We start from the raw sequence: 26991 nt of genomic DNA, 5'->3' as shown, positions 1-26991 counted from the left end.
CATGCCCATTCTTCACGATCTGAGTCTATGGCATTGCAATATCTAAAGAGGAGTACAACATGGCTAGAACTTACAATTTGCAGGACATTTTCGCGAGAAATCTCAAGGAGCGTAGACGCAAGCTTTCCCTGACTCAAGCCCAGCTTGCTGAAAAGATTGGGGTTTCCACTTCGTTCGTCACCGAAATCGAGACCTCGCGGAAGGCACCTTCCTTTGCTACCATCGAAAAAATCAGTGCTGCATTGGATGTCCCCTGCTGGACCTTTTTTTGTGAAGACGGCGACAAACTTCCCAACGATGTGACCGTGATGGACCAATTCGCCTACAAGTTGAAGCAGGATATCGGTCATATCATTGATGTGAACGTCAGTCTTACGCGCTAGCGACGCTTCACCGAATTATCTCTTCCTATTATAGGCAGATGCCGTTTGTATGGCGTCTGCCTTTTTCTTGTCTGCGAAGAATTCTTTTGACATATAACATTCTGGGGCGTACGATACATGCATGCGTTCTGGATCACCACATGACCAAACGTAACGGTGATCGAAGGAGGAAATATGAGCGTTGTCAGCACTGACTTGAGGAATGTTGCCATCATCGGCCACAACGAAACCGGGAAAACCACACTGGTTGAACAGTTGTTGTTCGCTTCCAATGTGATTTCCCGGGCAGAGACTATTGAGAGTGGAAAGACTACGAGCGACTATACCGAGGAGGAAATCGCACACAAGATTTCCATCCATGCCTCCCTCGCTTCCCTTCCTTGGGAAGGCAAGACGGTGAATATCATCGACACTCCGGGAACCGCAGGGTTTATCGGTGAGACCATTTGCGGATTTCGCTCCTGCGAATCAGCCCTCATGGTAGTCGATGGACGCGATGGAGCACAGATCGAAACGATCAAGCTCTGGCGTCATCTTGACGAACGAAACAAACCACGGGCCGTTTTCATCAACAAGATGGATCGTGACCGTGCTGATTATACCAAAGTCTTGGAAAACCTGAAAGAGACCTTCAAGGTCACTTTCGTCCCAGTGGTCATTCCCATGGGAAGTGGGAAGGATTTCAAGGGAGTCATCAATCTGATTGAAAACAAGGCCTACCTATCCGGAAATGGAGGGAAGGAAACGGTTACCGACATCCCTTCGGATATGGTTGCTTTTGAAGAAGAATACCGCAATGCTTTGATCGAAAATGCAGCTGAAGGTGCTGATGACCTGATCGAGAAATATTTCGAGGCCGGGACATTGGAGAGCGATGAAATCCGACGGGGTCTTCGTGAAGGCATGGACCAAAACCGTGTCGTCCCTGTTTTTTGTGGGGCAGCCGTACAAGGAAGCGGCATCGTCAGTCTGCTCAACTTCATCCGCAACAACTTCCCCAAACCAATCGGCAAACTGGATTGGGCGAAGGCAGGCGATGGTTCGGACAAGGAGTTCACCATTACGGGCGAAGGCGCTGCAGCCGCTGTGGTGTTCAAAACCACCATCGACCAATTCAGCGGGAAACTGAGTTTCATCAAGGTGCTCAGAGGAACCATAAAGGGGGATACGGAACTGTACAACCCGGACGTTGCCAAGAAGGAACGACCGGGAAAGGTCTACCGGATGGTCGGCAAGAAGCTTGTCGAGACCGATAGCCTGAGTGCCGGTGACATCGGGGTGTTGGCCAAGAGCAATATCGCCTTCACCAATTCCACCTTGGTCGAAGGAAGCGACCAGAAACTCAAGTTCAAACCGCTTGCGTTCCCCCACCCGATCTACAGCCTCGCCATTTCCACCGATGACAAGAAGAGTGAAGTCAAGATGAATGAGGCGTTGCACAAGGTCACCGAGGAGGATTTGACCTTCCAAATCAAGTACAATGAAGAAACGAAGGAAAATGTAGTGGCCGGAATGGGCGAACTGCATCTGAATATGATCCTGGATAAGGTGAAGGACAAGCAAAAGGTGCATATCAACACCAAGCTTCCCCGTGTCGCTTATCGGGAGACCATCAGCAAGAAAAGCGGCATAGCCGAATACTCCCACAAAAAGCAGAGCGGTGGACACGGCCAATACGCCCGTGTGCTCATCGAACTGGAACCACTGGAACGGGGAGAATATTATTCGTTCACCAATGCTATCAAAGGCGGTTCGGTCAGCAAGGGGTATATCCCCGGTATCGAAAAAGGGTTGCATGAGCAGATGGAGGAAGGCTTCTTGGCCGGATATCCGATGATGGACATCGGTGTCACCCTCATCGATGGCAAGGAGCATCCCGTCGATTCCAGTGAAATGGCCTTCAAGCTTGCTGCAAAGGGAGCCATGAAACTTGCCCTGGAAAAAGCAGGGACCGTGCTACTTGAACCGATCATGCTTCTTAGTGTATATATAGAGAACGATTATCTTGGCGACATCCTTTCCGACCTATCGGGAAAACGGGGAAGGGTTCTCGGCCAGGAGGATATGGGACACCTGCAGTTGGTGAAAGCCTTGGTACCCCAATCCGAACTGCTCAACTATGCCATTGATTTGAAGTCGATGACCAGTGGAACAGGAAGTTTCGAGATGGAGTTCGACCATTATGAGCCGTTGAGCGGCAAATTGGCCGACGAAGTGATCAAAGCCTACAAGGAAACGCTGAAGGAAGAGCAGGAGCAGTAGGATTTGGTCGATCATTCAACACAAGCATGTCTTATTGCTTGAGAGTGAATTTGTAGAACCTTGGAAGGGAGCTTGCGGCGGCAGGCTCCCTTCCCTCCTTTCAGCGCTTCTCCACCCATACTTCATTGATCGGATGTGCCTTCGCAAGGCCTTTCTGCTCAAATTTGGTGGTATCACGCCAGGTTACAGGAGGACAGAATCCCCCGAATGGATTAACCAGACCGGGGGTGTCGGCGAATACGTCAAGCATCTGGTAGGCATACTCCTCCCAGTCGGTCACGCAGTAGATATAGCCGCCTTCAGCCAGCTTTTGTGCAAGCAAGCGGGCGAAATCAGGCTGGATGAGCCTGCGTTTCTGCTGTCGCTTTTTCGGCCAGGGATCCGGGAAAAAGATATGAAAACCGGCGACGGAACCGTCAAGAATCATGTTCCTGAGCACTTCGACCGCATCAAAACGCATGAGCCGGACATTTGCCAAAGCGTTGCGTCCAACCGCATCCAACAACTTGGCGAATCCGGAAAGAAAAACCTCAAGGCATAGATAGTTGTATTGGCTGCGTTCACGGGCTATCCGCTCGGTTGCTGTTCCCATGCCGAAGCCAATTTCAATGATGACGGGGTTGTCGTTGCCAAACACCTTCGAAAAATCCAAGGGCCTGGATTCAAACGGAATCCCGTAGAGGGGATAGTACCGTTTGACCGCCTCGACCTGGAATGTCCGTATGTACGAAGTCCGAAGTACATAACTCTTGATTTCCCGTCTCGTGCCTTCCTTTCTGCTCTCCACCCGCTGCAACTCGGGGATATCCTGGAAAATCGAATCCTGGTTTTCCTGCATGCATTCTCCTACAACAGTCGTTGCAGCTTCTCCATCAGGAACAAGGCCTTGTCCTTGAGGGAAACCGCATCCATTTTCATGTACATGATGTTCATACGCCGCATGTCCAACCAAACATTCTTGTTGCTCAGACTGATGAGGTTCATGACTTTGTTCACATTCAGGTCGGCGACCTTTCCGAACTCGATGGTCACCACCTTCTTCCGATCGGTGAGATGGATGATGGAAAGCTTGCGGCAGATAATCTTGATCTCCGCAATATACAGCAGATTCGCCACTTCCTCGGGAAGCGGTCCGAAACGGTCCGCCAATTCGCTGGAAAGCGATTGCAACTGCTCCTCGTTGACGATGGAAGAAATCTTGCGATAGATATCGAATTTGACCGAGGGAGCCTTGATGTAGGAATCGGGAATGAAGCCGGTGTAATCCAGTTCCAGGAACACCTCCTTCTCCTCTTCCTTCTGCCCGGTCTGCTGCAGATCCCTGATCGCCTCATCGAGTATGCGGATGTACATATCCAAACCAACGGTTGAAAGTTGGCCACTCTGTTCCCTGCCCAGCAAATTCCCGGTCCCGCGGATCTCCATATCCTTCATTGCGACCTTGAATCCACTGCCCAATTCGGTATGTTCGCTGATGATCTTCAGGCGTTTGACCGCGACTTCGCTCAAGGCACTTCCCTGTGGATAAAATAGATACGCATAAGCTTGGCGGTCGTTTCGTCCTACTCTTCCCCGTAACTGATAGAGCTGGCTGAGCCCATACAGATCGGAACGATCGATGATGATCGTATTGACGTTGGGAATGTCGATGCCGTTCTCAATGATGGTGGTCGATACAAGGACCTGGATACCCTCATGGATAAAACGACGCATCGTGTCCTCCAGTTGGTTGCTGTCCATCTGCCCATGGGCACTTTCTATTATGATATCCGGCAAAAGATGGGAGAGCTGTCTGACCACATCATCCAGACTTTCGATGCGGTTGTGCAGAAAGAACACCTGCCCGTTACGATCGATTTCCTCGCGGATGGCCTTGACGATTGTCTGCTCGTCGTATTCTGCAATGTGGGTCTCGATTGGACGGCGCGCGATGGGGGGAGTGGCTAAAAGCGACATGTCGCGGATCTTGAGCAACGACATGTACAAGGTGCGGGGAATCGGGGTAGCACTGAGGGAAAGAGAGTCGATGCTGGTTCTGAGCGTCTTGATCCGTTCCTTGTCCTTCACCCCGAATCGTTGCTCCTCATCAACAATGAGAAGTCCCAGGTCACGATAGATGATGTCCTTTTGGAGGATACGATGCGTGCCGAACAATACATCCACCTTGCCTTCGGCAACACCAAGGAGGATCTGCTTCTGCTCTTTTTTGGGTACGATGCGCGAAAGCTGGGCACATCGTACCGGAAAACTTCCCAAACGCTTGAGAAAATTCTGAAAGTGTTGCTCAGCCAGGATGGTGGTCGGTGCGAGAAAGGCGACCTGTTTACCGCCCATCACTGCCTTGAACGCTGCACGGAACGCGATTTCGGTCTTCCCATAGCCTACATCGCCGCATACCAGCCTGTCCATGACCATGGGACGTTCCATATCCGCCTTGATGTCATCGATGCAGGCCAACTGGTCGGCAGTCTCGTCAAAGGGGAACGAAGCCTCGAATTGCAATTGCCAATCGGTATCCTTCGGAAACGCAAACCCTACGCTGTTCTTGCGTTTCGCATACAGCTCGATCAGATGCTTTGCCAGGTCCTCGGCATTCTTGCGGGCTTTCTTCTTCTTGTTTTCCCAGCCCTGTCCACCAAGTTTGTCCTTCCTGGGGGCGGTGTGGTCACTGCCGATGTACCGTTGGACCAAATTCGCCTGTTCGATGGGAACATACAGCATCTCATCATCAGCATAGGCGATTTTGATGAAATCCCGTTCGCGATCGAAACTGGATACCCGATCGATCTTGACAAACTGCCCCACCCCATAGTTCACGTGCACCACGTAATCGCCTTCATTCAAGTCGACGAATGAATCGAGAGGCGTCGACTGGGTGTGCTGCAATGTCTTCACCACCTGTCGGCGACGCCCGAAAATCTCGTGTTCGCATATGGCTATGATTTTCTGTGAAGGAATCGAGAATCCTCCGCTCAATTCACGGTTCTCCCAACTGAGGAAGGGAAATTCCTTGAGCATTTGCATCAGGCGCTGCTTCTGCAGCTGGTTCTCGGTAAAAACGGTAACGTTCCACCCCTGCTTGGAAAGACTTTTCAATTCTTCCTTGAGCAGGGTAAAATTTCCGAAATAGGAATGGGGCCCCTCGATGTCGAAACTGTAGGCCTGGTCGTGCTGACCTGCAATATCCACCACAGTAACCGAATGTTTCGCCTTGGTTTGGAATTCGGTGAAATCGAACAACAACTGCTCGGGTTTTGGAGCATCCCGATTATCCAGGAATGCGTGCCGATACAACGAACGGGCCTCTGACTGCAGACTATGGAAACTGGTTGCAAGCCGCTGATCCCCGACAAAGAAAAAGAGATCATCCTCATGCAGGTAGGTCCCGATCGAAGTACTCTCCATAGAGGAGGTAGCATCGAACAAGGACAATTTCAAGGAATCAACCAAAGCGATGGTCTCTTGGGTGATCGGGTTGAAGGTGCTGATTTTCCCAACCGTGTCCCAATCCGCATATATACGGTATGGAAATTCACTTTCGAAGGGGAAAATATCCATGACTTCCCCTCGCAAGGAGAATTCTCCCATCGTTGAGGTGGAGACGGTATTGAGGTAGCCGGCTTTTCCCAGCTGTTCGGCAAATCTGCCCGTATCGAAGGCGGAGCCTTTGCGGATCCTCAAGGAGGAACGCTTCAAGGTCTCCGGGCTGACCACCGGAGCCACAAAGGGGCGTAGGTGGGTGATCACCAAGCCATGTGTCATCTCATCGATGGAGGAAAGCCGGTTGAGTTGCTCGTATTCCACATTGTCGGCACTGAAGGGTGAATACAGCTTTCTCCCATTGCCGGGAAGATAGATGGTCCTGATTTCATTCTGTAGGGAAAGCGGTGTCTGCATGCCCTGCTTGCCTTCACCATCCAGTGCACAATCCTTCAACAAGGATTTCGTACTGTCTTCGGTAGGGCAGATGACCCACACCCTTCCCTTCTGCCGTCGCGCAAGCAGACGGATGAATGCAACCAATGGATACCCTTCCAGACCCTGTACGAAGAGCTTTGTTTGTGTTGTCGTGAACGCCTTGTACGCGCTGCTACTTTTGATATACGATTGGACAAGGGTTGAAATTGGCGTTTGCATAGGCGCCATTACCCTATCATGAGCAGGAAGGTTATGCAAGAGAATGGAATTATCACTTGACCCAAAAGCACTCGATACAGTTTCTCAGGCGGTCCGTGAGGCAGGACTTCTCGCCAAGGCGCAACAACAAAAGATCCATCGTTCCTACAAGAATGACGGAACGGTGATCACCGAGACAGATCTGTCCATATCCCGCTCAATCCTGGACCTGGTCACCACCTTGTTCCCTGAGGCGAATATCATCAGTGAAGAAACCCTGACCGCTTTCAATCCCGATTCCCCCTGCACATTCGTGCTTGATCCGATAGATGGTACCGATGTCTACTCTCAAGGTCTTCCTTCCTGGGCGGTAGCCCTTGGGATTCTGGACAGGGAACGCAGACCGGTGGGCGCGATGATCAGCGCTCCGCGCTGGGGAATCGGTGAGGAAGAGCTGTTTATTCGACTGGATCCGGGGGGGGAACTGCTGGTCAATGACAAGCGCTTCACGGTAACCGGCGACAAAACCTTCCCCCATCAGATCACGATGGGTTCAAGCGGACAGCGTTTGATGGACTTTTCCCGTTTTCCCGGGAAGGTACGCATTTTCGGTTCTTCCATCCTGCATATGCTCAGTCCCGTCTTGTACGAGCACATCCAAGGATGCGTCAACCAAAGCTGCTTCGTCTGGGATATCGCGGCGGCCCATGCAGTCCTGCTTTCAGCAGGGATGGACATCGAGTATGTCGATGGGACGAAGTTCGAATATACCGACGCAATGTTGCAGCAGCGAAAGCCCTTTTCACCTTCCTTCTATGCGGGAACAAAAGAGTGCATCAACGCCCTATCGCAGGTGCTCCCCCCTACATGGAAGGAGTAGGCACGATATCCTTGTCATACCAGTGGCGGGCCAGATACATGAACGGAGTATCGAAAATAGCCACCACCCACTTCAGGAGATAGGTACTGATGATGATCTGAATCAGGACATTGGTGGGATACACCCCGAAAAAGGCAATAAGGGTGAACACCAAAGTGTCGATGAGCTGGCTGACGAATGTGCTGAGGTTGTTCCGAAGCCAAAGCGTGTTCTTCCCGGGTTTTTTCTGTTTCCAGAATTCAAACGCCCAGATATCATGGACATTGCTGATCAAGTAAGCGATGAGGGAAGCGAGGGCGATACGCGGCATAAGACCGAAGATCTGATGAAGTGAGGGGTCGGCGAGATCCGATTCCGCTGGGATGAAGACCAAGGACATCTGCATCAAGACGGTCATTGCCACGAGACTGAAGAACCCAATGGCAACCGCCCGCAATGATTCCTTTTTCCCGTACAATTCGGACAGGATGTCGGTTGCCAGGAAACCGGTTGCATAGACGATGTTGCCCAGCGTGGCCTCAAGCCCGAACAATTGGACATTCTTCGTGACCTGAATATTCGCCACAATGACACTGATGGGAATCCAGATATACAGACCCAGTTTTCCCCAGAGTCTGAATGCGAGCATGATCAAGACAAAATTCAAGGCCAGCATTCCCAGCCAAAACAATTCATTCATAGTGCATTTCCTCTCTGTTCAACACCGATTCGTTCAAGTTTGGATACGTCCAGGGAAAACCGATCGATGATTGCATCGACAAATTGGGTACGAACTGCAGCAAGAATGGTAAGCTGGTTCTTTTCCAACGCCTTGGCAAACGCGGGAGCCAATCCTCGTCCTTCCCATTCCAATTTCCCGATCTCATCAAAGACCGCAAGCGTACACACATCAAGGTGTGAGATGATCCGATCGTTCATCCAAAGGAAAGCCGACTCATCAAGATGGAACCGACCGAAGGTGGTCGTAGCTCCACCAAAGGGTTGCATCGACATAGCCAATCTTTGTTGCCCCGAAGACAAATCCAAGAGTCTATACCAAGTTTTTTCGGAATTTGCAAGGGCAAGCACCCCGCACGTGCGCTGCATCCGGAATCGATCGGAGGCAAGCAGGGATTTGAGCGTGGTGGTCTTCCCTTGGTCCCGGTCACCCACAACCAACAGACATTCAGCTTGCACCCAGAAATCCCTGCAGTACATCGAAGGCTTTCATGGAGTCCTCGCGTTTGATGACGAAGGTGAGCTCATTCATGGTGGAAACGATCTCAATGACGTTGATTTGTTCCCAGGCAAGGTGACGGACCGCCTCGTAAACGATGCCCGGTGTCTGCAGGAAATCCCCGGTGAAGACCAAGGAGAGCGCCACCAAATCATCCATCTGGTTCAAGACTTCCTCGCCTTTCGCCAATTCGCTGACCAGACTGCGGTATTTCTCGCTGACGGCAAGCGAGACTTCATGGCTGCCGAGGGTGATATTCAGAAAATCCCCTTTCTCGGTCGAGATGTGTCCATACAGAACGCCCAATTTGCTGATGAAACTATCCCGTCTGACCAGATTCACATCGAAGATATTGGTTTTCATGACAATGCCGTATTCGACCTTGCCGGTCTGTTTTTTCAGACTCCCTTTCTTCAATTCCTCCGCATATCGACGCAAGGCCATGACGATGGCGCTCTGCTTGACTTCCTTGCCGTAGAGATGCTCGACTTCCCCTTCAATGGAGGAAGCATAATTGCTGAACGATACGATTCCATTGATCAGCATCTCATGGATGAAGGGGGATTTGTCTACGATACGTTTCACACAGCTGCTCACCGACTCTGCCATATCTGTCCTCCGGTATGTTATTATTATCACAATTTGAAATGAATAGCAACAAAATGAGGCAGAAAAGTGAAGAATCGTACAGATGATACGTATAGTCGACACTCCCTGTCAACGACATGACTACCCTCCACTAGCCCTCAGAAATTCTACATATAGCGCATCAGATATAGGATTTCATGTAATTATACAGCATAAAGCCACTATTTTCTTGTAAATCTACCATGTGTTTTGTATACTTTACCCATCAGGAGGTGTCTGCATGCGATGTCCCCACTGTACATCAATGGATGACAAGGTCTTGGAATCCCGGCAGAACGCAAGCGGCTCGACCATCAGAAGACGGCGCGAGTGCTTGTCGTGCGGCTATCGCTTCACCAGTTATGAACGAATTGAGGACAAGCCTTTGATGGTCATCAAGCGTGACGGAAGGAGGGAGCCGTTCGACCTGAACAAATTGGGAAGAGGCATCCGCTCCTGTACCGAGAAACTCAAGGTAAGCGAGAACCAGATCGATACACTGTTGCAGAACATTGAGGATGCGATCATGCTCAAAGCGGGAAGCAAACGGGAAATTGCATCCTCGGATATCGGCGACGAGGCATTGAAACAGCTCAAACATGTTGATCTGGTCGCATATGTTCGCTTTGCCGCCGTATACAAAGCCTTCAACGACCTGGGGCAATTCATAGCGGAAATCCAGAAACTCGGGAAAGAATTGGGCTAACGGGCGTCAAACCACTTGCCGGTCAACGATTGCTCGATGGTATCGTTCAGATGTTCCGGCTTGAGAATCTCGTTGGCGCAATCCAGACAGAAATTGTCACTCATACCTGCTACGTAATCGAACACCAGACGATCCAGATTCCCGTCATGGACCAGATATGCCTGTTGCATATCCATCAGATGCTGGTAAAACCCCATGGCAAGCATATTCTTCTCCTGGGCATACAGGTGCTCGTCGAATCCATAGGAGTCGAGCAGATAGTTCAGGTAATCGAGAATCAAGGTGAAGAGCCGGGTGAAGTATCGCTCATACCCCTCGAGCAGGGGACTCTTGTATATGGACTGGTAATTGAAGGCAATCATCGTCTGGACGGCAGGAAACACCTCGTCACTGAAGGAAATGCCCTCAGCCTTCGAGGAGTGGTTGATCACATCCACGACCAAGGTATCGATGATCTGGGCGTTGCGCGTCCCCAGGTTCTTCGCGACATCATCAGGCAGGTCTTCCTTCTTGGCAAGTCCCAACCGGCAGGCATCCTCAAAATCCCTTCCCAGATAGGCGATGGTATCGCTGAAACGGACCACCGCAGCCTCATAGGTTGCGGGAAGCAAGCCCTTCTTCGTCGTGATGTCGGAAAGATTGCGCTCGGTGAACGTAGGTTGGATCGATTTGACCAAATGTTCGCCGTTGTGGCAGATGATTCCGTCGCGTACTGCATAGGTCAAGTTCATCCCTTTCCCCTGATCGGTCAGGAAATCCACCACTCTGAGGCTGTTGATTTCGTGCTCGAACGGAGGAAACCCTGCATGCTGCATCTTTGCCGAGAGAATCTTCTCGCCGGTGTGGCCGAACGGGGTATGCCCAAGATCATGCCCCATGCCGATCGCCCAGGCCAGCTCACTATCCAAGCCCAATCCTCGGCAGATGGTGGAAGCGATCGAGGCGACATGCAGACAGTGTTCCATGCGTGTACAGATATGGTCGTTGCTCGGGGCGAAGAAAACCTGGGTCTTATGCTTGAGCCTGCGGAAAGCCGAGGAATGGATGATCGCAGTGGTGTCACGATAGTAGGGACCACGAACATCCTCTTGCTTCGGTATGGCCCTGTTTTTCAAAATTGCTTCGGAGATCTGATTTTGCAAATTCATGGTTATTCCCCAAATAGTTGCCCTATGGTATCATAGGAAAAGACCTTTTGGATAGCGGAGGTTTCATGGTAGAGATATATGCACTGCCTTTGGTTTGTTTGTTGTTGAATTTTCTCGCCTTTACAGCCTGCCTGAGGTTCCTCTTTTCCCGACAAGGGTTGTATTGGATTGTGCCTTTGTTGTTGACGTTGTTCATCCTTTGGCCGAACGGCCTCACCCTCTATCGGGTAGCCAGTGCATCCCAATTCATCAAAGCATCGTATACGTTCCTCGACCTCCAACCACTGCTGCTCTCCCTGTTCTGGTACGCCATGATAGTCACCTTCCACTTCGCATTGAAAAAGACCATCAGGGTGAACCACTATGAGGAACAGGTACGCAAGAATCTGCATGAAGCCAGATACCAGATGGAGCAGGAAGCGATGATCCAAGCCCGGAAGGCAAAACGGAGAAAACAATACTACAACAGGCAACCTGCAACCGTCGTCCGCCTGAACGCATACAGCCCTGCCTGGACTGATTTGTTCGATCAACGATGAATATGCATACCTACGTGTTTTTCTGTGGTATCAAGCACAGCGGCAAATCGACGTTGGGCAGACTCGTCGCCCAAGAACTCGGCCTGCCATGGTTTGACCTTGATGATCTGGTGCTGGAGAATTTGGTCGGGTATCCCTCCATTCGGACGTTTTACCAGGAAAAAGGACAAAAGGCTTTCCAGTCAGAGGAAGTAAAGGCGTTGCAATCATTGTATGAATCCCATCCAGATCGGTGCATCATCAGTCTCGGCGGAGGAGCCAGCGACAATGATGAGTTGCTCGCACTGGCCAAGCAACGAGGGAGCGTGGTGTATTTGGCCGTTGAACCCGAAGTGCTCCTCGAGCGGATCCTGCGTGGTGGCATTCCACCGTTTTTGGACCCGAAGGATCCACAGCATTCCTTCCTTGCCCTGTATGCAAAAAGAGATGAGCGGTATAGAAACATCTGCGATTTTCTGGTACGATTGCCCAATTATCCTGATGTTCGGGATACGGCAAGGTTCCTTGTCGACAAGCTGAAAAGTGAGGTTTGAGATGGGACACAACAGTTTTGGCAGCGCATTTACCATTACCACATTCGGCGAATCGCACGGTGAAGCCTTGGGGGTGATCATCGATGGTGTGGAAAGCGGATTTGAAGTCGATGTGGATGCATTGCAAAAGGAAATGGACCGTCGACGCCCGGGTGGGAATCCGACCGGCACACAGCGCAACGAGATTGACAAACTCTCCATACTTTCCGGGCTCTACGAAGGAAAAACTACCGGCACTCCGATTGCCATGATCCTCTACTCCACAAACCAGCGTTCGGCCGACTATTCGCATCTTGCCCAGGTGTTCCGTCCGGGTCATGCCGACTGGACATTCTACAAGAAATACGGGGTGCGTGACATTCGTGGCGGAGGCCGTTCCTCCGGACGGGAGACCAGCGCCCGCGTCGCCGCAGGGGCCTTGGCGAAACAGCTTCTTGCCAAACGGGGGATCTCGATCAGTGCAGGAACCGTCCAAGTCGGAAATGTGGTCGCTGTGAAACGGAATTGGGAGGAAACGGACAATGTCATGCATTGCCCCGATCGTGAGGCTGCAGGACAGATGATCGATTTGATCGAGCAGGTCCGTCAGGAAAAGGACAGTATCGGGGGAATCATCGAATGCCGTATCAACGGGGTTCCTGCAGGACTGGGGGAACCGGTCTTCGGAAAACTGCAGGCATTACTGAGCCATGCGGTGATGAGTATTGGAGCCGTGAAAGGCATCCAGTTCGGTGACGGATTCGCCGTAGCTACCATGCGGGGGAGCCAGTGCAATGACCAACGGACCAGCGAGGGATTCCTCTCCAACCATGCAGGCGGCATTCTCGGAGGAATCTCTTCTGGACAGGAAATCGTATTCCAGGCGGCGATCAAGCCGACATCGTCCATCGCACGTCCCCAACAGACCGTAACCCTGGCGAACGAAACAACCACCTTGGTCATAGAGGGCCGACATGATCCCTGTATTTGTGCTCGAGCGGTCGTTGTTGTGGAAGCCATGGCGGCCATCACCTTGCTGGACCTCTATTATACCGCCTTTGGAAGAACATGATGCAAGACACCCCGTTGATCGTACAAAGTGACAAGACACTGCTTCTGGACGTCCATCATGCGCAAAGCGAGGCTTGCCGTTCGGACTTGGTTCGCTTCTGTGAGCTGATCAAGAGCCCGGAACATATGCACACCTACGCCATCAGCGCCATCAGCCTTTGGAATGCAGCGTCCTCGGGAATCGGCGTAGATTCCATCATCCAGACACTGCACGCCTGGTCCCGGTATTCCGTACCTGAAAGCGTTCTGTTCTATGTGCAGGACATGGCCAGCAGATGGGGCAAGGTGAAACTGGGCGAAAGTGATGATCCTGCGTACTATCTGCTAACCGTAGACAGTGAGAAAATACGCACGGAATTGATGCATCGCAAGAGCCTGTCATCGCTTCTGGTCGTCAAGGACAAGCATTCCTTCCTCCTTCAGACCTACGCCAGAGGTGAAGTCAAGTTGCAGCTGATCAAGATCGGATATCCGGTCGATGACCGGATTGCCTTGCGACCAGGCCCTCGCCTGGACATAGGGATGCGGACAAAAACGGTAGGAGGCAAGGATTTTTCCGTACGGCCCTATCAGATGCAGGCAGCCCAAGCTTTGTTGGGAGACATGGGGCCCGGGACAGGATTCGGCACCATCGTACTGCCCTGCGGTTCGGGAAAAACGGTGGTAGGCATGCAGATTATGAGCCGGCTCGCCACCAACACATTGGTGGTAACCACCAATGTGGCTGCAGTTCATCAATGGATCGGAGAAATCCTGGACAAGACCACCCTAGGGGAAAACCAGGTCGGTGAATACACCGGTGAACGCAAAGAACCCAAGGAAGTGACGGTTTGCACCTATCAGGTCCTCACCTACCGACCAGACAAGGAAGGTCCGTTCCCCCATCTGGAATTGCTTACCAAGGGGAGCTGGGGCTTGATCATCTATGACGAGGTGCACATGCTTCCCGCTCCCGTATTCAAGGTGACTGCCGAACTGCAGGCCGTCTACCGTGTCGGCCTTACTGCTACCTTGGTCCGTGAGGACGGTCGGGAGGATGAGGTGTTCAGCTTGGTGGGCCCGAAGCGGTTCGATGTCCCGTGGAACGAATTGCAGCAGCAAGGCTTCATCGCCGAAGCTTACTGCCATGAAGTCCGCATCGACCTGCCCAAGGAGTTGGAAATACCGTATGCACTGGCTTCCAAACGGGAGAAATACCGTATGGCCAGCGAGAACCCATTGAAGCTGGAAGTCGTCAAGGATTTGGTGCAAAGGCATCCGGATGACTACATCCTGATCATCGGCCAGTACCTTGACCAACTGAAGCTGATAGCCGATGCCTTTGGTCTTCCTATCATAACTGGCAGCACGCCGAATGCCAAACGTGAACAGCTCTACCGATCATTCAAGGATGGGGACACCAGGATTCTGGTTGTCAGCAAGGTGGCCAATTTCGCCATCGATCTGCCGGATGCATCGGTTGCCATCCAGGTTTCCGGTACGTTCGGATCACGAAGCGAGGAAGCCCAAAGGTTGGGACGCATCCTCAGACCGAAAAATCGCTCGAGCTTTTTCTATTCGGTGGTCACCCGCTACTCAAATGAAGAGGAGTTTGCGGCAAATCGTCAAAAATTCCTTGCAGAGCAAGGGTATTCCTATGAGATCGAGGTATGGGGCAATTGACAGAACAAGCACAAGAGACGTTCAAGACACTGCTGAGCCGATATCAGGAAGACAACTACTTCTATTTGGTACGCAATTACCTGGGTTTGGTGAAATCTCCGTTCCACAAGCCCCAGCTGACCAACAGGCTGTGCAGGTTCTTCTGCCAACCGGCAGTGCAGGAGGCAATGATTGCAGCGCTCGACGAGCTTGATCTGGTCATCCTCAGTCTGCTTGCACTCACCGGCAAGCTGGCCAGTGAGCAAATCACCGACTTGTTGAAAGGATCCTATAGTTACGGCAATCTCTTACGACGGGTTTCCAACCTGCAGGAACGAATGATTTTACTCAATGATGAGGGAAAACTGGTCTTCAACCCACTCATCGAAACACAGTTGCTCAGCCTTTGCTCACTCAAACCCTTGTTGGGAAGGACGGAGCAGGAAGCCAAGGACCATGACTATTGTTCCACGGAATTCGTCAGAGCATATCTTTCCTTGGTGCAGCATGAAGGCAAGCTTGCCTGGAAAGACGAATACCAGCATATGTTCCCCTCCTTCCCCAAACAACAGCTGCAGACCATGTTCGAGGCATTGACCGAAGTCATGATCGAACAATCCGTCCTGTGTCCTGAGTCCAAGCACATCATCGATTTCAAGAAAGCACAGCAAATACTGACACTCGATGATCATCAACTGCTGTGCCTGTTGCTCGCCCAGGGCAAAGGAGCGGACGGGCTTGCCTTCGCCTCTGAATTGCTTTCGCTTCTCCAACAGGCCTGCAGCTTCGACACTGCCGCCTTGAAACTTTTACTCAAGTTGCTTTCGGTCAAATATCGGATTCCGTATGACTCGACGCTCTTCACCAAACTCACTACATGGGGTTTGATGACCTTGGATGAAATCTGGTACGTGCATCGGATGGCCCCGCAGAAACAGCGAACCACCTTGTTGGTGGACAGCGACCAAACCATCAGTTACGAAGGATACTGCAAAACCGACGATATCCTGTACCGGTTTGCATCCTTGGAAGTCTTCGACCACCAACGACGCTACCATGTCACCAAGGAAAGTTTCCTCAGCGCGTTGGACAATGACTTGCCGTTTGCCGAAATCAAGGAATACCTGGAACAAAACAGCTCGATCAAGATGAGCAAAGCCCTGCTGCTGCAACTCTCCCTGCTCAACGAACGGTATCAGAATATCACCGTCTATGATGGACTGGTTCTTTGTTGTGATGAACGGACGGCCAATCTGGTGGAACATCTCAGTTCAATATCCGAGCACAGGATCAAGACGCTTGCCCCCACCATTTTCTTGATGCGCAGACAGACCGAAGAACAGTGGAGACAGGCGCTGCTTTCCGCCGGTCAGCTGGTTGGCTCCACCAAAAGCTGGGAGACCATCGAGGTGAAGAAGGCTGTGGAAAACCCCTTCTTCCAGGAGATGGTGAGTCTCTCTCGCTCCCTGGCCAGGAAGCCGACAATTGCCACATGGGTGCACCATGCTAGCAGGCAACCGGATGGACGTTTGTTGTCCACCATTGAGGGAGCATCTTTGAATTCCGCACAAAGGCAGGATCTTTTGCATCGGTATCATGCAAAAATGATTCTCAGCGAAGAGCAAATCGTCGCCCAGGTGATCAATCCGATCATCGAGGCCGGCGGTTTCGACTACCAAGGAAAAGTCAGCCTGGCAAGGCAGGCGGTAGGAAAGAAGGACATCGCGTTACAGTTGCAATTGACCGATCAGGAACTGGTCGTTCAGGCATTGGAAGTCGCCTACACTCCCCAGAAGGAAGCATTGCTCAAAGCTGCGGTCATGCCGACGATGGAAGTGAAGATCCTGCCGATCAGCAAGATCTTTTTGATCCGTCTGGTTCGATTCCACCTTTCCTAGAGATCAGCCTGTATCCAATGGGGATAGTGATATCCCGTGAAAGCTTCGAATTGCAGCATTCCCTGCTCCATCAACATCTGGGATCCCGTTATGATCGAGCATCCTGCTTGCTTCGCCTTCTTGAGGAACGCCGTCTCCTTGGGGTTGTAGATCAACTCATAGGCGATTTCCTTTCCGCTGAAGACAAATGAAGGCGAGGGATCGACTCCTTCCAGATCCCCCATACCGACATTGGTGGTCTGCACCACCAGATCAACAGATCCGTTGTAGAGATGGGCATGCTCCAAGGTATCGTAGATACTCATGGTTTCCTGGGCGAGCGAACGGGCATGTTCGATGCTCCGGTTGATGATGGTGACCTTCACCCCATGGTTGTGCAAAGCCCAGACCACCGATCGTGCGGCTCCACCGGCTCCGATGACCAACGCTGTCTTGATTTCCTGGTTCGCGATGGCATCGTTGATCGGGGCAAGGAATCCATAATAGTCGGTATTCATCCCCTTCCACATATTCTGGATCCTGATGACGGTATTGCAGGAGCCGATCTGTTTCACCTCACGCGTGATGCGCCCCAGATACGGTTGCACATTCCGCTTGTGCGGAACAGTTACGGAGAAGCCATGGATTTGCAGCATCTCCGCAAGCTTGAAGAAAGCCCGGACGGAATCGACAAGGAACGGCACATAGACGGCATTGTACCGGATGGCCTCAAACCCTGGATTGTGGATTTTCGGACTGGCGGTATGATAGACAGGATTGCCGATGATCCCGAAGATATGGGTATGCTCGTCAAGTTGGTCCGCCCGGTAGAGTTCGCTCATTACGCGGGCGCTCAAATGTCCGGGCGCAGCTTGGCCGTCCGAACAGAAACTCAACAGGCTTCCACATTTCTTATAGAGAATCCGGGTGCAAATTCCGAACTCACCCATACCGATGACAATCTTGTCCTTCACCTGCGAGAGTTCCTGCTGGACACGGAACAATGTGATGACATCCATCATGCTCTGCGGGGTGACGGCAACCTTGGGGATATCCCCCTTGGCGGCGAGTTTGCTGATACGCCCGTAGATATCGGCGGGAACACACTCGAAATTGTGATAGGAACGGATGATCTTCACCTGACGCTGCTTCAAAGCATGTTCCAAGTCGACCCTCTGCTCAAACAGGGGATCCTTGAATTTCAAATCGCTTTTCTTCACATCATCTTCAATGTCAATATAGGCGAAATCACCCTTGCTCGCCTCATACAACAGCTGCAAACGCTGTTTTTCCCCAAGTTCACACTTGCCACCGTCGCTTTTTCTGCGCAAGGTCAGGATGACCGGAACGTCCACCGTCGAGGGAAAGGAAGAGGCAATCTTCTGTTCATCGGGATGCAGGTAATCGAGACGCAGTTCTGCAAGGGAGATCCATTTGCGGTTGCGTTCCACCAACGACCGGTTCTCCTCCAAGGTTGATCCGGTAAGAGTAAGGCAAAGCACTGTAGACCTCCTGACTTGGGGTGGATTGTCACCGAACACATGCTTGTGTTAAGGTAATCATACCGTCAAACTACGGGCATTTCAACACCCGTTGTGGATCAACTAGGAGAGAGTGTGGCCACCTTACAGGTTCAGCGTGTACAGCTTGCATTTGCCGACCGGGACATCCTGTCGGATGTCTCATTCACCTTGTCCGAAAAAAGCAGGAGCGCTTTGGCCGGAGGAAATGGAAGCGGCAAATCCACGTTGCTGAAGGTAATCAGCGGTTTGATGTCGGCCGACAATCTGGAGATGACCACCTCCAAGGCTCTGCGGATTTCCTATCTTCCACAAAGTGACATCGTACTTGCCGAGGAAACGGTATTCGCTGAAGTGGAAAAGGCCTTCAGCCGATTCGACGCCCTGCTTCAGGAACAATCCGAGTTGGAGAACCGACTTGCGCTTGTGCAAGCGGGGGACAAGACCGAAACCTTGCTGCTCCGGCTTCATGAAATCCAGGAAAGCCTGCTTGAGGACGGATTCTTCACCCGTACCCAGGTCATCGAACAGGTCCTGTTCGGCCTTGGATTCTCCAAGCAGGACTTGTACCGCAACTGCAATGAATTTTCAGGCGGATGGCAGATGCGTATCGCTTTGGCCAAAATCCTGGTAGAGAATCCACATATCATGCTGCTCGACGAACCGACCAACTATCTGGATATCGAAGCCCGGTATTGGTTGAAAAATTATTTGAAAATTTATGATGGTGGGCTGATGATCGTAAGCCACGACCAAGGTTTCCTCGATGAGACGGTCAACGAGGTCTATGAGCTGTTCCAAGGAAAACTCAAACGATACAGCGGGAACTACAGCCAGTATGTGCAACAGCGGGAACAGGAAATCGCCCAATTGGAAGCGGCTTTCAAACAGCAACAGGAGCAATTGGAGAAAACCGAACAGTTCATAGAGAAATTCCGGTACAAGGCGACAAAGAGCAAACAAGTCCAAAGTCGCATCAAGATGTTGGAGAAAATTGAATTGGTACAGGTGCCTTCCCATCTGAAGCAACTTTCTTTCACCTTCCCTCCCGCCCCACATAGTCCCAATGATGTCCTGATGCTGGAACACCTCTCCAAACACTACGGGACACAGGCTGTATTCGAGGATTTTTCGCTGTTGGTCGGTAAGCGCGATCACCTGGCGGTCACCGGAAAGAATGGAGCGGGGAAATCCACCTTGCTGAGGATCATCAGCGGGGTGGATACCGAGTTCGAGGGTGTCGTTAGGCTGGGAAACGGAGTGGTCATCGGCTACTTTGCCCAGGACACGGAAAAGACGCTGAACCCAAGCAATTCCGTATTGGAAGAGGTGGCAAGCATAGCCGCCACCGATGACCTGCCGAAACTACGCAACTACCTGGGGTCCTTCCTCTTCGGAGGGGACGATGTTTTCAAATCGGTTTCCGTTCTCAGCGGAGGAGAGCGCAGCCGCCTTGCCCTCCTGAAGATCCTGTTGCATCCTGTGAACCTGTTGATCCTCGACGAGCCCACCAATCATCTGGACATCAATGCCAAGCAGATGCTGCTCAAAGCATTGGAACATTATGACGGGACCATCATTTTCGTGAGCCATGACTCCTATTTCATTGAGCATCTGGCCACCAAGATCCTCTACCTCACCGAGGACAATCCCCCTGAATTGTTCGATGGAGGATACTCCTACTTCTCGTATAAGCTGGAACAAAAGGAAATGGTTGCTGCCAGAGAGAAGCCTTCTGCATACGAAGAGGAAAAGCCGGTGGGCGCACGCTCCTACAAGGAGTCGAACAAGAGGAAAAATCGCCTGAATACACTGAAACGCCAAAGTGAAGAGTTGCTCGAAGCACATCAAAGTCTGGAGTCGGAAATTGAAGCAGTGCAGCAATTGATGGCATTGCCGGAAAATTACAGCGACGCCGACAAAATCACCTCCTTGATTCAGAAAAAGGACACATTGAGCCTCCAGCTGTCCGAACAAGAGGAAAACTGGCTCTCCTTGAGTCTGGAAATCGAGGCATTGGAGGCTGAACTTGGCTGATATAGCGGCGATCCTGCCCAAGGTGGTGCTGGCCAGCCAGTCGATAGCCCGCAAGGCGTTGCTGGAACGAGAGGGTGTCGAAGTAATCGTCAGGCCGACCAATTGCGATGAGTCGCACGCCCTCTTGGATCCGGCAAAAACCGTTGCCATGCTTGCATACAGGAAACTGATGGCGTATCGCAGTGTCCATGGGCACTACGAATTGCCGGTTCTCTGTTGCGATACCCTGATTTCCTTCGAATCGGCATTGATCGGAAAACCCAGGGACCGTCTGCATGCCTATGCCCAACTCGCATCCTTCAGCGGCAAGACCCAGGAGGTCCACTCCGGATGGGCGCTCTGGTTCGATGACAAGGTGTACTCCAGTGCCGACAAGGCTTTGGTGGTGTTCAAGCCCCTTGGCAAATTCGTGATTGAATCCTATCTGGATACCGGGGAATGGGAAGGAGCCGCAGGATCGTACCGCATTCAGGGTGAAGGAAGGAATCTCGTCGACCATATCGAAGGCGATGAGGCGACCGTTGTAGGGCTTCCTCTCCGACAATTGCTTGAGAAACTGGCTCAAACTTAAGCAACTTCTCGCTTCTGTGTTGCACAGCGCAACATGTTTTTTCATTCTGCAACACATATGTCGGTTTAGTATAAATACGCGTCGCTTTCCTCCCAAGGTTTTGGGGTATTTTTGTTGCGGCTTGCAACAGGTAATTCTATGATATAGCTGTATATCTATTCCAACACATGGAGGCTCCAGTATGAAAAAACTTCTGTTCATTACGTTGTTGCTCACGCTTGTTTCCGTGTCTCTCGCTGCACAGCCCACTTCGGAGGCGGCAGTAAAACCCGTGATCCTGAAATTGTCTGAAGTGCATGCGGAGGGGTACCCGACCTCCCTTGCAGACCATGAGTTCTCGCATTTGGTGGAGGAGAAGACCCAAGGAAGGGTAAAAATTGAAGTCTATACCGGCGGAACGCTGTATGGCCAGGAAACTGCGGCAATCGAAGCCCTGCAGGTAGGCGATCTTGCATTCGCAAGAGTGTCGGCCTCTCCGGTGGCCAGCTACGTCCCGGCCTTGAATGCCATCCAGATGCCTTATCTCTACAACAATGCAAAGCATATGTGGGCGGTCCTGAATGGAGAGGTCGGGCAAAAGATGCTCGCCGATATTGAAAACTCAGGATCGGGACTCATCGGCCTCTGTTATTATGACGCTGGCTCCCGTTCCTTCTATCTGACCAAACCGGCGAATAAGGTAGCTGACTTGAAAGGCCTGAAGATCCGTCTTCAGAACAACCAGATGATGGTTCGTATGGTCGAGTTGCTCGGTGCGACCGGAGTAACCGGTATCGGCCCGAATGATGTATACTCCGCCATCGCGCAGGGAGTCATCGATGGAGCGGAGAACAACTGGCCGACGTATCAGAATATGGGTGATTATGAGGCTGCGAAATACTATATCCTCGATCAGCACACCAGGGTTCCCGAAATCCTCTTGGCTTCGGTGGAGGCTTTGAAGAAGGTCACTCAGAGCGATATGAAAATCATCCGACAATGTGCAAAGGATACCCAGGAATATGAAATAGCCGAATGGGCGAAGAAGGAAGCGGCTTCCGAACAGATCGTACGAGCTGCCGGAAATACCATCATCAACCTTTCGAGCACCGCATTCGCCGAGTTCCAGACCAAGATGGCACCTTTGTACAATGAATTCGGTTCGGCCTACACCGACATCATCGCCCAGATCAGGGAAATCGGGAAACAGTATAAGTAACCTATCCACAAGGCTTCCTCCCGCCTTGTGTACAAGCAACAGTCAGCGTGGTATCTATGCAGGTAACCAAACAAACTCGCGCATCGAAAATGCATTCCTGTCTGGTACGGCATGCCTTGGTCGTCGACCGCCGCCGGTACCACAAGAAAACGGAATTGGTCGGTGCGTACCTGCGGGTTACCGATCGATGGATCCATATGATCATCTTGTGGATTGCGCAAGCCGCCTTGGCAATCATGGTGGTCTTGGTCATCCTTACGGTCATCCTTCGGTATGTATTCAATACAGGCATCGGCTGGGCGGAGGAAGTTCCCCGTTTGTTGGTCACGCTCTTTGCATTCCTCGCATGTGCGATCGGTGTGCGTGACCATATGCATATTTCCGTCAACCTGCTCTTCAATGCATGCAAGGAAGGGGGAAAAGCTCGTACATTTCTCATCTACTTCACCGATGTATGTATTCTCTGCTGTTCCGTTTTCCTACTGGTCTTCGGAAGCGCGTATACAAAACGGTTGTTCCGTCTGCCGGGTACCCTGCCGATGACCGGCTGGCCCACCTTCATCCAATACCTGCCGGCTCCTCTGGCAGGGTTTGTGATGACTTTTGATTCCCTGCTGTTTCTCAGCGGGGTGCTCAAGCGGGATGATCTTTTGTATTCCGAGCAGGAGCTTGATTATCAGCAACTGCTCAAGGATCAGAAACATGGTGTACAACCGAAGGAGTCGCAGCAATGAATACTGCAGTGCTTTCGACGGTCATTCTGCTCGGCGGGTTCTTCGCCCTCCTCTTTCTCAAGGTTCCGGTAACCTTTGCGCTCCTGCTTTCCACCTTGGGCTCTGCTTTCGTCAACCAGACGAATTTCACCGTCATGATCCGAATGATGATCGACGGGGTGAACAACTTCTCCCTGCTGGCCATCCCCTTCTTCATCCTCATGGGGGAGATCATGGCGGCAGGCAAGGTTTCGGATAAGATCATTGATTTGGCCAATTTGGCCGTAGGTCGTTTCAAGGGTGGCCTGGCCTACGTGAATTGCGTCGACTCAATGTTTTTCGGTGGGATCAGCGGGTCGGCCGTCGCGGATGTTTCTTCCTTGGGTTCTGTCGTGGTACCCTTGATGATAAAGCAGGGTTACAGCCCGGAATTCTCCGTGGGGTTGACGGTGGTCACGTCCTGTCAAGGAGTGCTCATTCCTCCCAGCCACAATATGGTCATCTACGCACTGGCCGCAGGCGGTGGTGTCTCCATTGCCAGGATGTTCATCGGCGGGGCCATCCCCGGCGTATTTTTGGGATTGAGCCTGTTGCTGTACTGCTTCGCCTTGCGCAACCACTACCATTTTCCCGGCGGCATGCGCATCGGATCAGACGATCCGGTACGGTGGATCCAATTCCACAAAAACCGGGAAGGAGGCTGGGTGTACGCAAAACGCAAGGAGACCTTCCTCATCATCAAGACCCCCTATTTCACCTGTGAATTCGGCAAGTGCGTACAAATTCTGCTGAATGCGATTCTTCCGATGATGACGATCGTCATCATCATGGGCGGTGTGGCCGTCGGCATCTTCACGGCAACCGAAAGTGCTGCGATTGCCTGTTTGTATACCTTTTTGCTGACCTACTTCGTGTTCCGTTCCGCACGGTTGCGTGATTTCGGCCGTATCTTGAAGAACACGTTGAAAACCTTGTCCATCGTCCTGACTCTAATCGCCACCGCCAAGGCTTTCAGCTATATGATGACCGACCTGAGAATTCCGGATTTGATTACTCGTACGCTGGTTTCCATCACCGACAACAAATACATTTTGCTGATGATCATCAACCTTTTGCTGCTGTTGCTGGGTTGTTTCATGGACATGGCTCCCCTGATCATGATCATGACCCCGATCCTGCTTCCGATCGTAACCAACGAGGTCATCGGCATGAGCCCCATCCATTTCGGCATCATGCTCATCTTCAATCTGGCCGTAGGACTGTGCACCCCACCAGTGGGAAGCGCCTTGTTTGTGGGGTGTGCAGTAGGGAAAACAAGCATCGAGAAAACCAGCAAGGCGATGCTCGGAATGTTCGCCGTCATGGTGGTATGCCTTCTGATCATTACCTATGTCCCCGCATTCTCCCTGTTCCTGCCTGATTTGCTTTTTACCTAAGCAGGGAAAGAGCGTGTGTATACTTGCCACGTTTTGCATTTTCTGAAATACTATGTGCTACCGATCGGAGCAATCGATCGGAATCTCCACCCAAAGGGTGAGTAATAGTAGAAGGGTGACGCACCATAATCCATCCAGCAGGATGGGAGTGTCGTCAGACAGGAGGATTATGTCCGTAGTAACCATGAAGAGCCTGCTTGAGTCAGGCGTGCATTTCGGCCACCAGACCAAGCGGTGGAATCCCAAGATGGCCCGTTTCATTTTCAGCCAGCGAAATGGAATTCACATCATCGACCTGCAGAAGACCTCTGCTTGCATCGTCGAAGCCTATGATGCAGTACGTGCTGTCGTCAAACAGGGAAAAACGGTATTGTTCGTCGGTACCAAGAAGCAAGCCCAGCAGGCCATCGAAGCTGAAGCGAAGCGTTGTGGTATGCCGTACATCAACAACCGTTGGCTTGGCGGTATGCTGACCAATTTCACCACCATCAAGAAGTCCATCGCCACGCTCAAGAAGATTGAGAAGATGGAAATCGATGGGACATTCGATTCCCTGACCAAGAAAGAAGTATCCCTGTTGACCAAACAGAAGACCAAGCTTGAGAAAAACCTTGGTGGAATCAAGGACATGAAGGATCTCCCTGGAGCTCTGTTCATCATTGATACCAAGAAAGAAGCCATTGCCGTCGCCGAGGCCAAGCGCCTTGGTATTCCTGTCATCGCCGTCGTCGATACCAACTGCGATCCCTCCGATATTACCTACCCCATCCCGGGAAATGATGATGCCATCCGCGCCATCAGTCTGTTTGTTGAGATTATTGCAAACGCAGTCGTCGATGCGGACAACGAAGCGGGCATCCAGATCATCGAAACCCTGGGTTCCGAGGATGACGTGACCGAAGAGCCCGAAAAGAAAGATGAGGAAGATGAAGAAATCGTCTTCTCCACCGATGAAGGCGCTGATTTCTCGAAGTTCGAAGATAAGGATGAGAAGAAGGCTGAAGAAGAGTCCGAAGAAGAAGACCTTCTTGTCGACGAAGAGACCCTGTACAAGGACTAAGGAGTATAAGCATGGCAATTACCGCTGATGTAGTAAAAAAACTGCGTGACATCACCGGCGCAGGCATGATGGATTGCAAGAAAGCACTCACTCAGGCTGACGGCGATTTCGCTGCCGCTGAGAAGATTCTCAAGGAGATGGGACTTGCTGCCATCGCAAAACGCCAGGATCGGGCAACTGATAATGGTCGGGTGTTTGTGAAGGTGCAGAAAGACAAGGCTGTACTCGTTGAACTTACCTGTGAGACTGACTTTGTTTCCAGCAACGAGCAGTTCATCGCCCTCGGCGAATCGATCTGCACGGTCGCCCTGGAGAAGGGATATCGCGAAAGCAATGATGAATTGGTTGGAATGGTCAATGACCTGATCGCCATCATCAAGGAAAACATGTCCCTCAAGCAGTTGGTCGTATTCGACATCGCCGCCGATGAGTATGCTTCCAGCTATATCCATGGCAACGGAGCGCTTGCCGTTCTGGTAATGTTCAAGTCCGACAAACCCGAGATCTTCTCACTGGAGACCGTCAAGGAATTCACCAACGATTGCGCTTTGCACGTCGCCGCCTTCACGCCCTCCTATCTCGATACCTCCTTTGTCGATGCCGATTATATCAAGGAGCAGACTGAGATTTTCAATGTGCAGGCTGCCAATCTTGGGAAACCCGCAAAGGTTGTGGAAGGAATTGTGAAGGGAAAACTCAACAAGCACCTTTCGGAAATCTGCTTCTTGAAGCAGCCGTTCGTAAAGGATGACTCGATGAGTGTCGAGAAGAAGGCTGCGGAAATCGGAAAGTCCGTCGGAGCCAAGCTCGAGATCGTCAATTATGCGTTCCTGCGTGCAGGCGCTGCTTCCTGCAGCAACTAATCGCAATCGATTCATACACACCGCTCACTTCTGTGAGCGGTAGTTTTATTGGAGAAATGTATGCAACAGGTACTTGATACGTGTGAAAGCAAGATGCAGAAAAGCCTTGAGAGTCTTTCCAAGGACTTTGCCTCGCTGAGAACCGGCAGAGCCTCAGCTTCCCTTCTGGACAAGATCAGAGTCGAATACTATGGTGCGGAAACCCCGATCAACCAAGTAGCGACGGTTAGTGTCCCTGAAGCCAGGATGATCGTCATCCAGCCTTGGGATAAAACCGTATTGAGCGCCATCGAAAAGGCCATCCTGAAAAGTGATCTCGGATTGAACCCGAACAACGACGGCAAACTCATCCGCCTGAACTTTCCCCCATTGAACGAGGAACGGCGCAAACAGCTGGTGAAGAGTGCAAAGGCAAATGCTGAACAAAGCAGGGTTGCCATGCGCAACATTCGCCGCGACGCTATGGATGAATTGAAGAAGTTGCAGAAAAACGGCGACATCAGTGAAGATGAGCTGAAGGATGCTGAAGCAAAGATCCAAAAAATGACTGATTCCTACATCGCCCAGATCAACTCCCTTTCTGATGAAAAGGAGAAGGAAATCATGGAGATCTAG

The 26991-nt window shown here is 51.5% G+C and carries 24 protein-coding genes; 17 read left to right on the top strand and 7 right to left on the bottom strand.

The window, feature by feature from the left end:
• The first annotated feature begins 59 nt into the window (after positions 1–59).
• Both AB7C91_RS05555 and fusA read left to right on the top strand, forming a co-directional pair.
• Complete coding sequence (locus AB7C91_RS05555) at positions 60–383, top strand: helix-turn-helix transcriptional regulator (protein ID WP_332446270.1); 324 nt, start codon at positions 60–62, stop codon at positions 381–383.
• A gap of 174 nt (positions 384–557) precedes the next feature.
• Positions 558–2645, top strand: a complete 2088-nt coding sequence (gene fusA, locus AB7C91_RS05550; protein WP_332446269.1) for an elongation factor G — start codon at positions 558–560, stop codon at positions 2643–2645.
• A 100-nt stretch (positions 2646–2745) separates the two neighbouring features.
• Here the strand turns inward: fusA and trmB are convergent, their stop codons facing one another.
• Positions 2746–3483 (bottom strand): tRNA (guanosine(46)-N7)-methyltransferase TrmB, encoded by a 738-nt coding sequence (trmB, locus tag AB7C91_RS05545; protein ID WP_332446268.1) that lies wholly within the window; start codon positions 3481–3483, stop codon positions 2746–2748.
• An 8-nt stretch (positions 3484–3491) separates the two neighbouring features.
• The gene (mfd, locus tag AB7C91_RS05540) at positions 3492–6782 is read right to left on the bottom strand and encodes a transcription-repair coupling factor (RefSeq protein WP_428589739.1); all 3291 of its coding nucleotides are present in this window, start codon (positions 6780–6782) and stop codon (positions 3492–3494) included.
• A gap of 43 nt (positions 6783–6825) precedes the next feature.
• Here mfd and AB7C91_RS05535 point away from each other — a divergent pair, with 43 nt between their 5' ends.
• Positions 6826–7641: an inositol monophosphatase family protein gene (locus tag AB7C91_RS05535; RefSeq protein ID WP_332447479.1), complete on the top strand. Its 816-nt coding sequence runs from the start codon at positions 6826–6828 to the stop codon at positions 7639–7641.
• Here the strand turns inward: AB7C91_RS05535 and AB7C91_RS05530 are convergent.
• Genes AB7C91_RS05530 through AB7C91_RS05520 form a run of 3 tightly spaced genes read right to left on the bottom strand, consistent with a single transcriptional unit; the run spans position 7625 to position 9466 of the window.
• On the bottom strand, positions 7625–8320 hold the full coding sequence (locus tag AB7C91_RS05530; RefSeq protein ID WP_332447480.1) for a queuosine precursor transporter: 696 nt from the start codon (positions 8318–8320) through the stop codon (positions 7625–7627). The two genes, AB7C91_RS05535 and AB7C91_RS05530, sit on opposite strands and share 17 nt — an antisense overlap.
• On the bottom strand, positions 8317–8817 hold the full coding sequence (locus tag AB7C91_RS05525) for a nucleoside-triphosphatase (RefSeq protein ID WP_332447481.1): 501 nt from the start codon (positions 8815–8817) through the stop codon (positions 8317–8319). Before AB7C91_RS05525 ends, AB7C91_RS05530 begins: the two co-directional genes overlap by 4 nt.
• Positions 8807–9466 (bottom strand): DUF7523 family protein, encoded by a 660-nt coding sequence (locus tag AB7C91_RS05520; protein WP_332447482.1) that lies wholly within the window; start codon positions 9464–9466, stop codon positions 8807–8809. The genes AB7C91_RS05525 and AB7C91_RS05520 overlap by 11 nt, the downstream gene beginning before the upstream one ends.
• Before the next feature lie 259 nt (positions 9467–9725).
• Between AB7C91_RS05520 and nrdR the strand changes: the two genes are divergently transcribed.
• Positions 9726–10190 (top strand): transcriptional regulator NrdR, encoded by a 465-nt coding sequence (gene nrdR / locus AB7C91_RS05515; RefSeq protein ID WP_332447483.1) that lies wholly within the window; start codon positions 9726–9728, stop codon positions 10188–10190.
• Here nrdR and AB7C91_RS05510 read toward each other — a convergent pair.
• Positions 10187–11338 (bottom strand): deoxyguanosinetriphosphate triphosphohydrolase family protein, encoded by a 1152-nt coding sequence (locus AB7C91_RS05510; protein ID WP_332447484.1) that lies wholly within the window; start codon positions 11336–11338, stop codon positions 10187–10189. The genes nrdR and AB7C91_RS05510 overlap by 4 nt on opposite strands.
• 65 nt (positions 11339–11403) lie before the next feature.
• Between AB7C91_RS05510 and AB7C91_RS05505 the strand changes: the two genes are divergently transcribed.
• Genes AB7C91_RS05505 through AB7C91_RS05485 form a run of 5 tightly spaced genes read left to right on the top strand, consistent with a single transcriptional unit; the run spans position 11404 to position 16999 of the window.
• Positions 11404–11877 (top strand): hypothetical protein, encoded by a 474-nt coding sequence (locus AB7C91_RS05505; protein ID WP_428589734.1) that lies wholly within the window; start codon positions 11404–11406, stop codon positions 11875–11877.
• 2 nt (positions 11878–11879) lie between these two features.
• The gene (locus tag AB7C91_RS05500) at positions 11880–12410 is read left to right on the top strand and encodes a shikimate kinase (RefSeq protein ID WP_332447486.1); all 531 of its coding nucleotides are present in this window, start codon (positions 11880–11882) and stop codon (positions 12408–12410) included.
• Position 12411: 1 nt separating this feature from the next.
• Positions 12412–13461 carry a chorismate synthase gene (gene aroC, locus AB7C91_RS05495; protein WP_428589731.1) on the top strand — a complete coding sequence of 350 codons (1050 nt, stop codon included), beginning with the start codon at positions 12412–12414 and terminating at the stop codon, positions 13459–13461.
• Positions 13461–15122: a DNA repair helicase XPB gene (locus tag AB7C91_RS05490; protein WP_332447488.1), complete on the top strand. Its 1662-nt coding sequence runs from the start codon at positions 13461–13463 to the stop codon at positions 15120–15122. The genes aroC and AB7C91_RS05490 overlap by 1 nt, the downstream gene beginning before the upstream one ends.
• Positions 15110–16999: a hypothetical protein gene (locus AB7C91_RS05485; protein WP_332447489.1), complete on the top strand. Its 1890-nt coding sequence runs from the start codon at positions 15110–15112 to the stop codon at positions 16997–16999. The genes AB7C91_RS05490 and AB7C91_RS05485 overlap by 13 nt, the downstream gene beginning before the upstream one ends.
• On the opposite strand, the gene AB7C91_RS05480 is transcribed toward AB7C91_RS05485, so the two are convergent.
• A complete protein-coding gene (locus tag AB7C91_RS05480) occupies positions 16996–18480 on the bottom strand; it encodes a type I 3-dehydroquinate dehydratase (protein WP_332447490.1) in 1485 nt (494 codons plus the stop codon). The two genes, AB7C91_RS05485 and AB7C91_RS05480, sit on opposite strands and share 4 nt — an antisense overlap.
• A gap of 114 nt (positions 18481–18594) precedes the next feature.
• Between AB7C91_RS05480 and AB7C91_RS05475 the strand changes: the two genes are divergently transcribed.
• From AB7C91_RS05475 to frr, 8 genes are all read left to right on the top strand, one after another.
• A complete protein-coding gene (locus AB7C91_RS05475) occupies positions 18595–20535 on the top strand; it encodes an ABC-F family ATP-binding cassette domain-containing protein (protein WP_428589727.1) in 1941 nt (646 codons plus the stop codon).
• Positions 20528–21106: a Maf family protein gene (locus tag AB7C91_RS05470; protein ID WP_332447492.1), complete on the top strand. Its 579-nt coding sequence runs from the start codon at positions 20528–20530 to the stop codon at positions 21104–21106. Before AB7C91_RS05475 ends, AB7C91_RS05470 begins: the two co-directional genes overlap by 8 nt.
• A gap of 181 nt (positions 21107–21287) precedes the next feature.
• On the top strand, positions 21288–22304 hold the full coding sequence (locus AB7C91_RS05465; protein ID WP_332447493.1) for a TRAP transporter substrate-binding protein: 1017 nt from the start codon (positions 21288–21290) through the stop codon (positions 22302–22304).
• A 56-nt stretch (positions 22305–22360) separates the two neighbouring features.
• Complete coding sequence (locus AB7C91_RS05460; RefSeq protein WP_332447494.1) at positions 22361–23038, top strand: TRAP transporter small permease; 678 nt, start codon at positions 22361–22363, stop codon at positions 23036–23038.
• Positions 23035–24453, top strand: a complete 1419-nt coding sequence (locus AB7C91_RS05455) for a TRAP transporter large permease (protein ID WP_332447495.1) — start codon at positions 23035–23037, stop codon at positions 24451–24453. Before AB7C91_RS05460 ends, AB7C91_RS05455 begins: the two co-directional genes overlap by 4 nt.
• 169 nt (positions 24454–24622) lie before the next feature.
• Complete coding sequence (gene rpsB, locus AB7C91_RS05450; RefSeq protein WP_332447496.1) at positions 24623–25513, top strand: 30S ribosomal protein S2; 891 nt, start codon at positions 24623–24625, stop codon at positions 25511–25513.
• 11 nt (positions 25514–25524) lie between these two features.
• Positions 25525–26376: a translation elongation factor Ts gene (tsf, locus tag AB7C91_RS05445; protein ID WP_332447497.1), complete on the top strand. Its 852-nt coding sequence runs from the start codon at positions 25525–25527 to the stop codon at positions 26374–26376.
• Positions 26377–26436: 60 nt separating this feature from the next.
• Positions 26437–26991 carry a ribosome recycling factor gene (frr, locus tag AB7C91_RS05440; protein WP_332447498.1) on the top strand — a complete coding sequence of 185 codons (555 nt, stop codon included), beginning with the start codon at positions 26437–26439 and terminating at the stop codon, positions 26989–26991.

Source organism: Sphaerochaeta sp., assembly GCF_050256055.1.
Taxonomy (GTDB): domain Bacteria; phylum Spirochaetota; class Spirochaetia; order Sphaerochaetales; family Sphaerochaetaceae; genus Sphaerochaeta.
Note: the sequence above shows the minus strand (reverse complement) of the source record. Positions and strands in the feature narration are given on the sequence as shown.

Coding starts and splice junctions, on each gene's coding strand:
- AB7C91_RS05555 (WP_332446270.1), top strand. CDS start 60: ATGGCTAGAACTTACAATTTGCAGGACATTTTCGCGAGAAATCTCAAG.
- fusA (WP_332446269.1), top strand. CDS start 558: ATGAGCGTTGTCAGCACTGACTTGAGGAATGTTGCCATCATCGGCCAC.
- trmB (WP_332446268.1), bottom strand. CDS start 3,483: ATGCAGGAAAACCAGGATTCGATTTTCCAGGATATCCCCGAGTTGCAG.
- mfd (WP_428589739.1), bottom strand. CDS start 6,782: ATGCAAACGCCAATTTCAACCCTTGTCCAATCGTATATCAAAAGTAGC.
- AB7C91_RS05535 (WP_332447479.1), top strand. CDS start 6,826: ATGGAATTATCACTTGACCCAAAAGCACTCGATACAGTTTCTCAGGCG.
- AB7C91_RS05530 (WP_332447480.1), bottom strand. CDS start 8,320: ATGAATGAATTGTTTTGGCTGGGAATGCTGGCCTTGAATTTTGTCTTG.
- AB7C91_RS05520 (WP_332447482.1), bottom strand. CDS start 9,466: ATGGCAGAGTCGGTGAGCAGCTGTGTGAAACGTATCGTAGACAAATCC.
- nrdR (WP_332447483.1), top strand. CDS start 9,726: ATGCGATGTCCCCACTGTACATCAATGGATGACAAGGTCTTGGAATCC.
- AB7C91_RS05510 (WP_332447484.1), bottom strand. CDS start 11,338: ATGAATTTGCAAAATCAGATCTCCGAAGCAATTTTGAAAAACAGGGCC.
- AB7C91_RS05505 (WP_428589734.1), top strand. CDS start 11,404: ATGGTAGAGATATATGCACTGCCTTTGGTTTGTTTGTTGTTGAATTTT.
- AB7C91_RS05500 (WP_332447486.1), top strand. CDS start 11,880: ATGCATACCTACGTGTTTTTCTGTGGTATCAAGCACAGCGGCAAATCG.
- aroC (WP_428589731.1), top strand. CDS start 12,412: ATGGGACACAACAGTTTTGGCAGCGCATTTACCATTACCACATTCGGC.
- AB7C91_RS05490 (WP_332447488.1), top strand. CDS start 13,461: ATGCAAGACACCCCGTTGATCGTACAAAGTGACAAGACACTGCTTCTG.
- AB7C91_RS05485 (WP_332447489.1), top strand. CDS start 15,110: ATGGGGCAATTGACAGAACAAGCACAAGAGACGTTCAAGACACTGCTG.
- AB7C91_RS05465 (WP_332447493.1), top strand. CDS start 21,288: ATGAAAAAACTTCTGTTCATTACGTTGTTGCTCACGCTTGTTTCCGTG.
- AB7C91_RS05460 (WP_332447494.1), top strand. CDS start 22,361: ATGCAGGTAACCAAACAAACTCGCGCATCGAAAATGCATTCCTGTCTG.
- AB7C91_RS05455 (WP_332447495.1), top strand. CDS start 23,035: ATGAATACTGCAGTGCTTTCGACGGTCATTCTGCTCGGCGGGTTCTTC.
- rpsB (WP_332447496.1), top strand. CDS start 24,623: ATGTCCGTAGTAACCATGAAGAGCCTGCTTGAGTCAGGCGTGCATTTC.
- tsf (WP_332447497.1), top strand. CDS start 25,525: ATGGCAATTACCGCTGATGTAGTAAAAAAACTGCGTGACATCACCGGC.
- frr (WP_332447498.1), top strand. CDS start 26,437: ATGCAACAGGTACTTGATACGTGTGAAAGCAAGATGCAGAAAAGCCTT.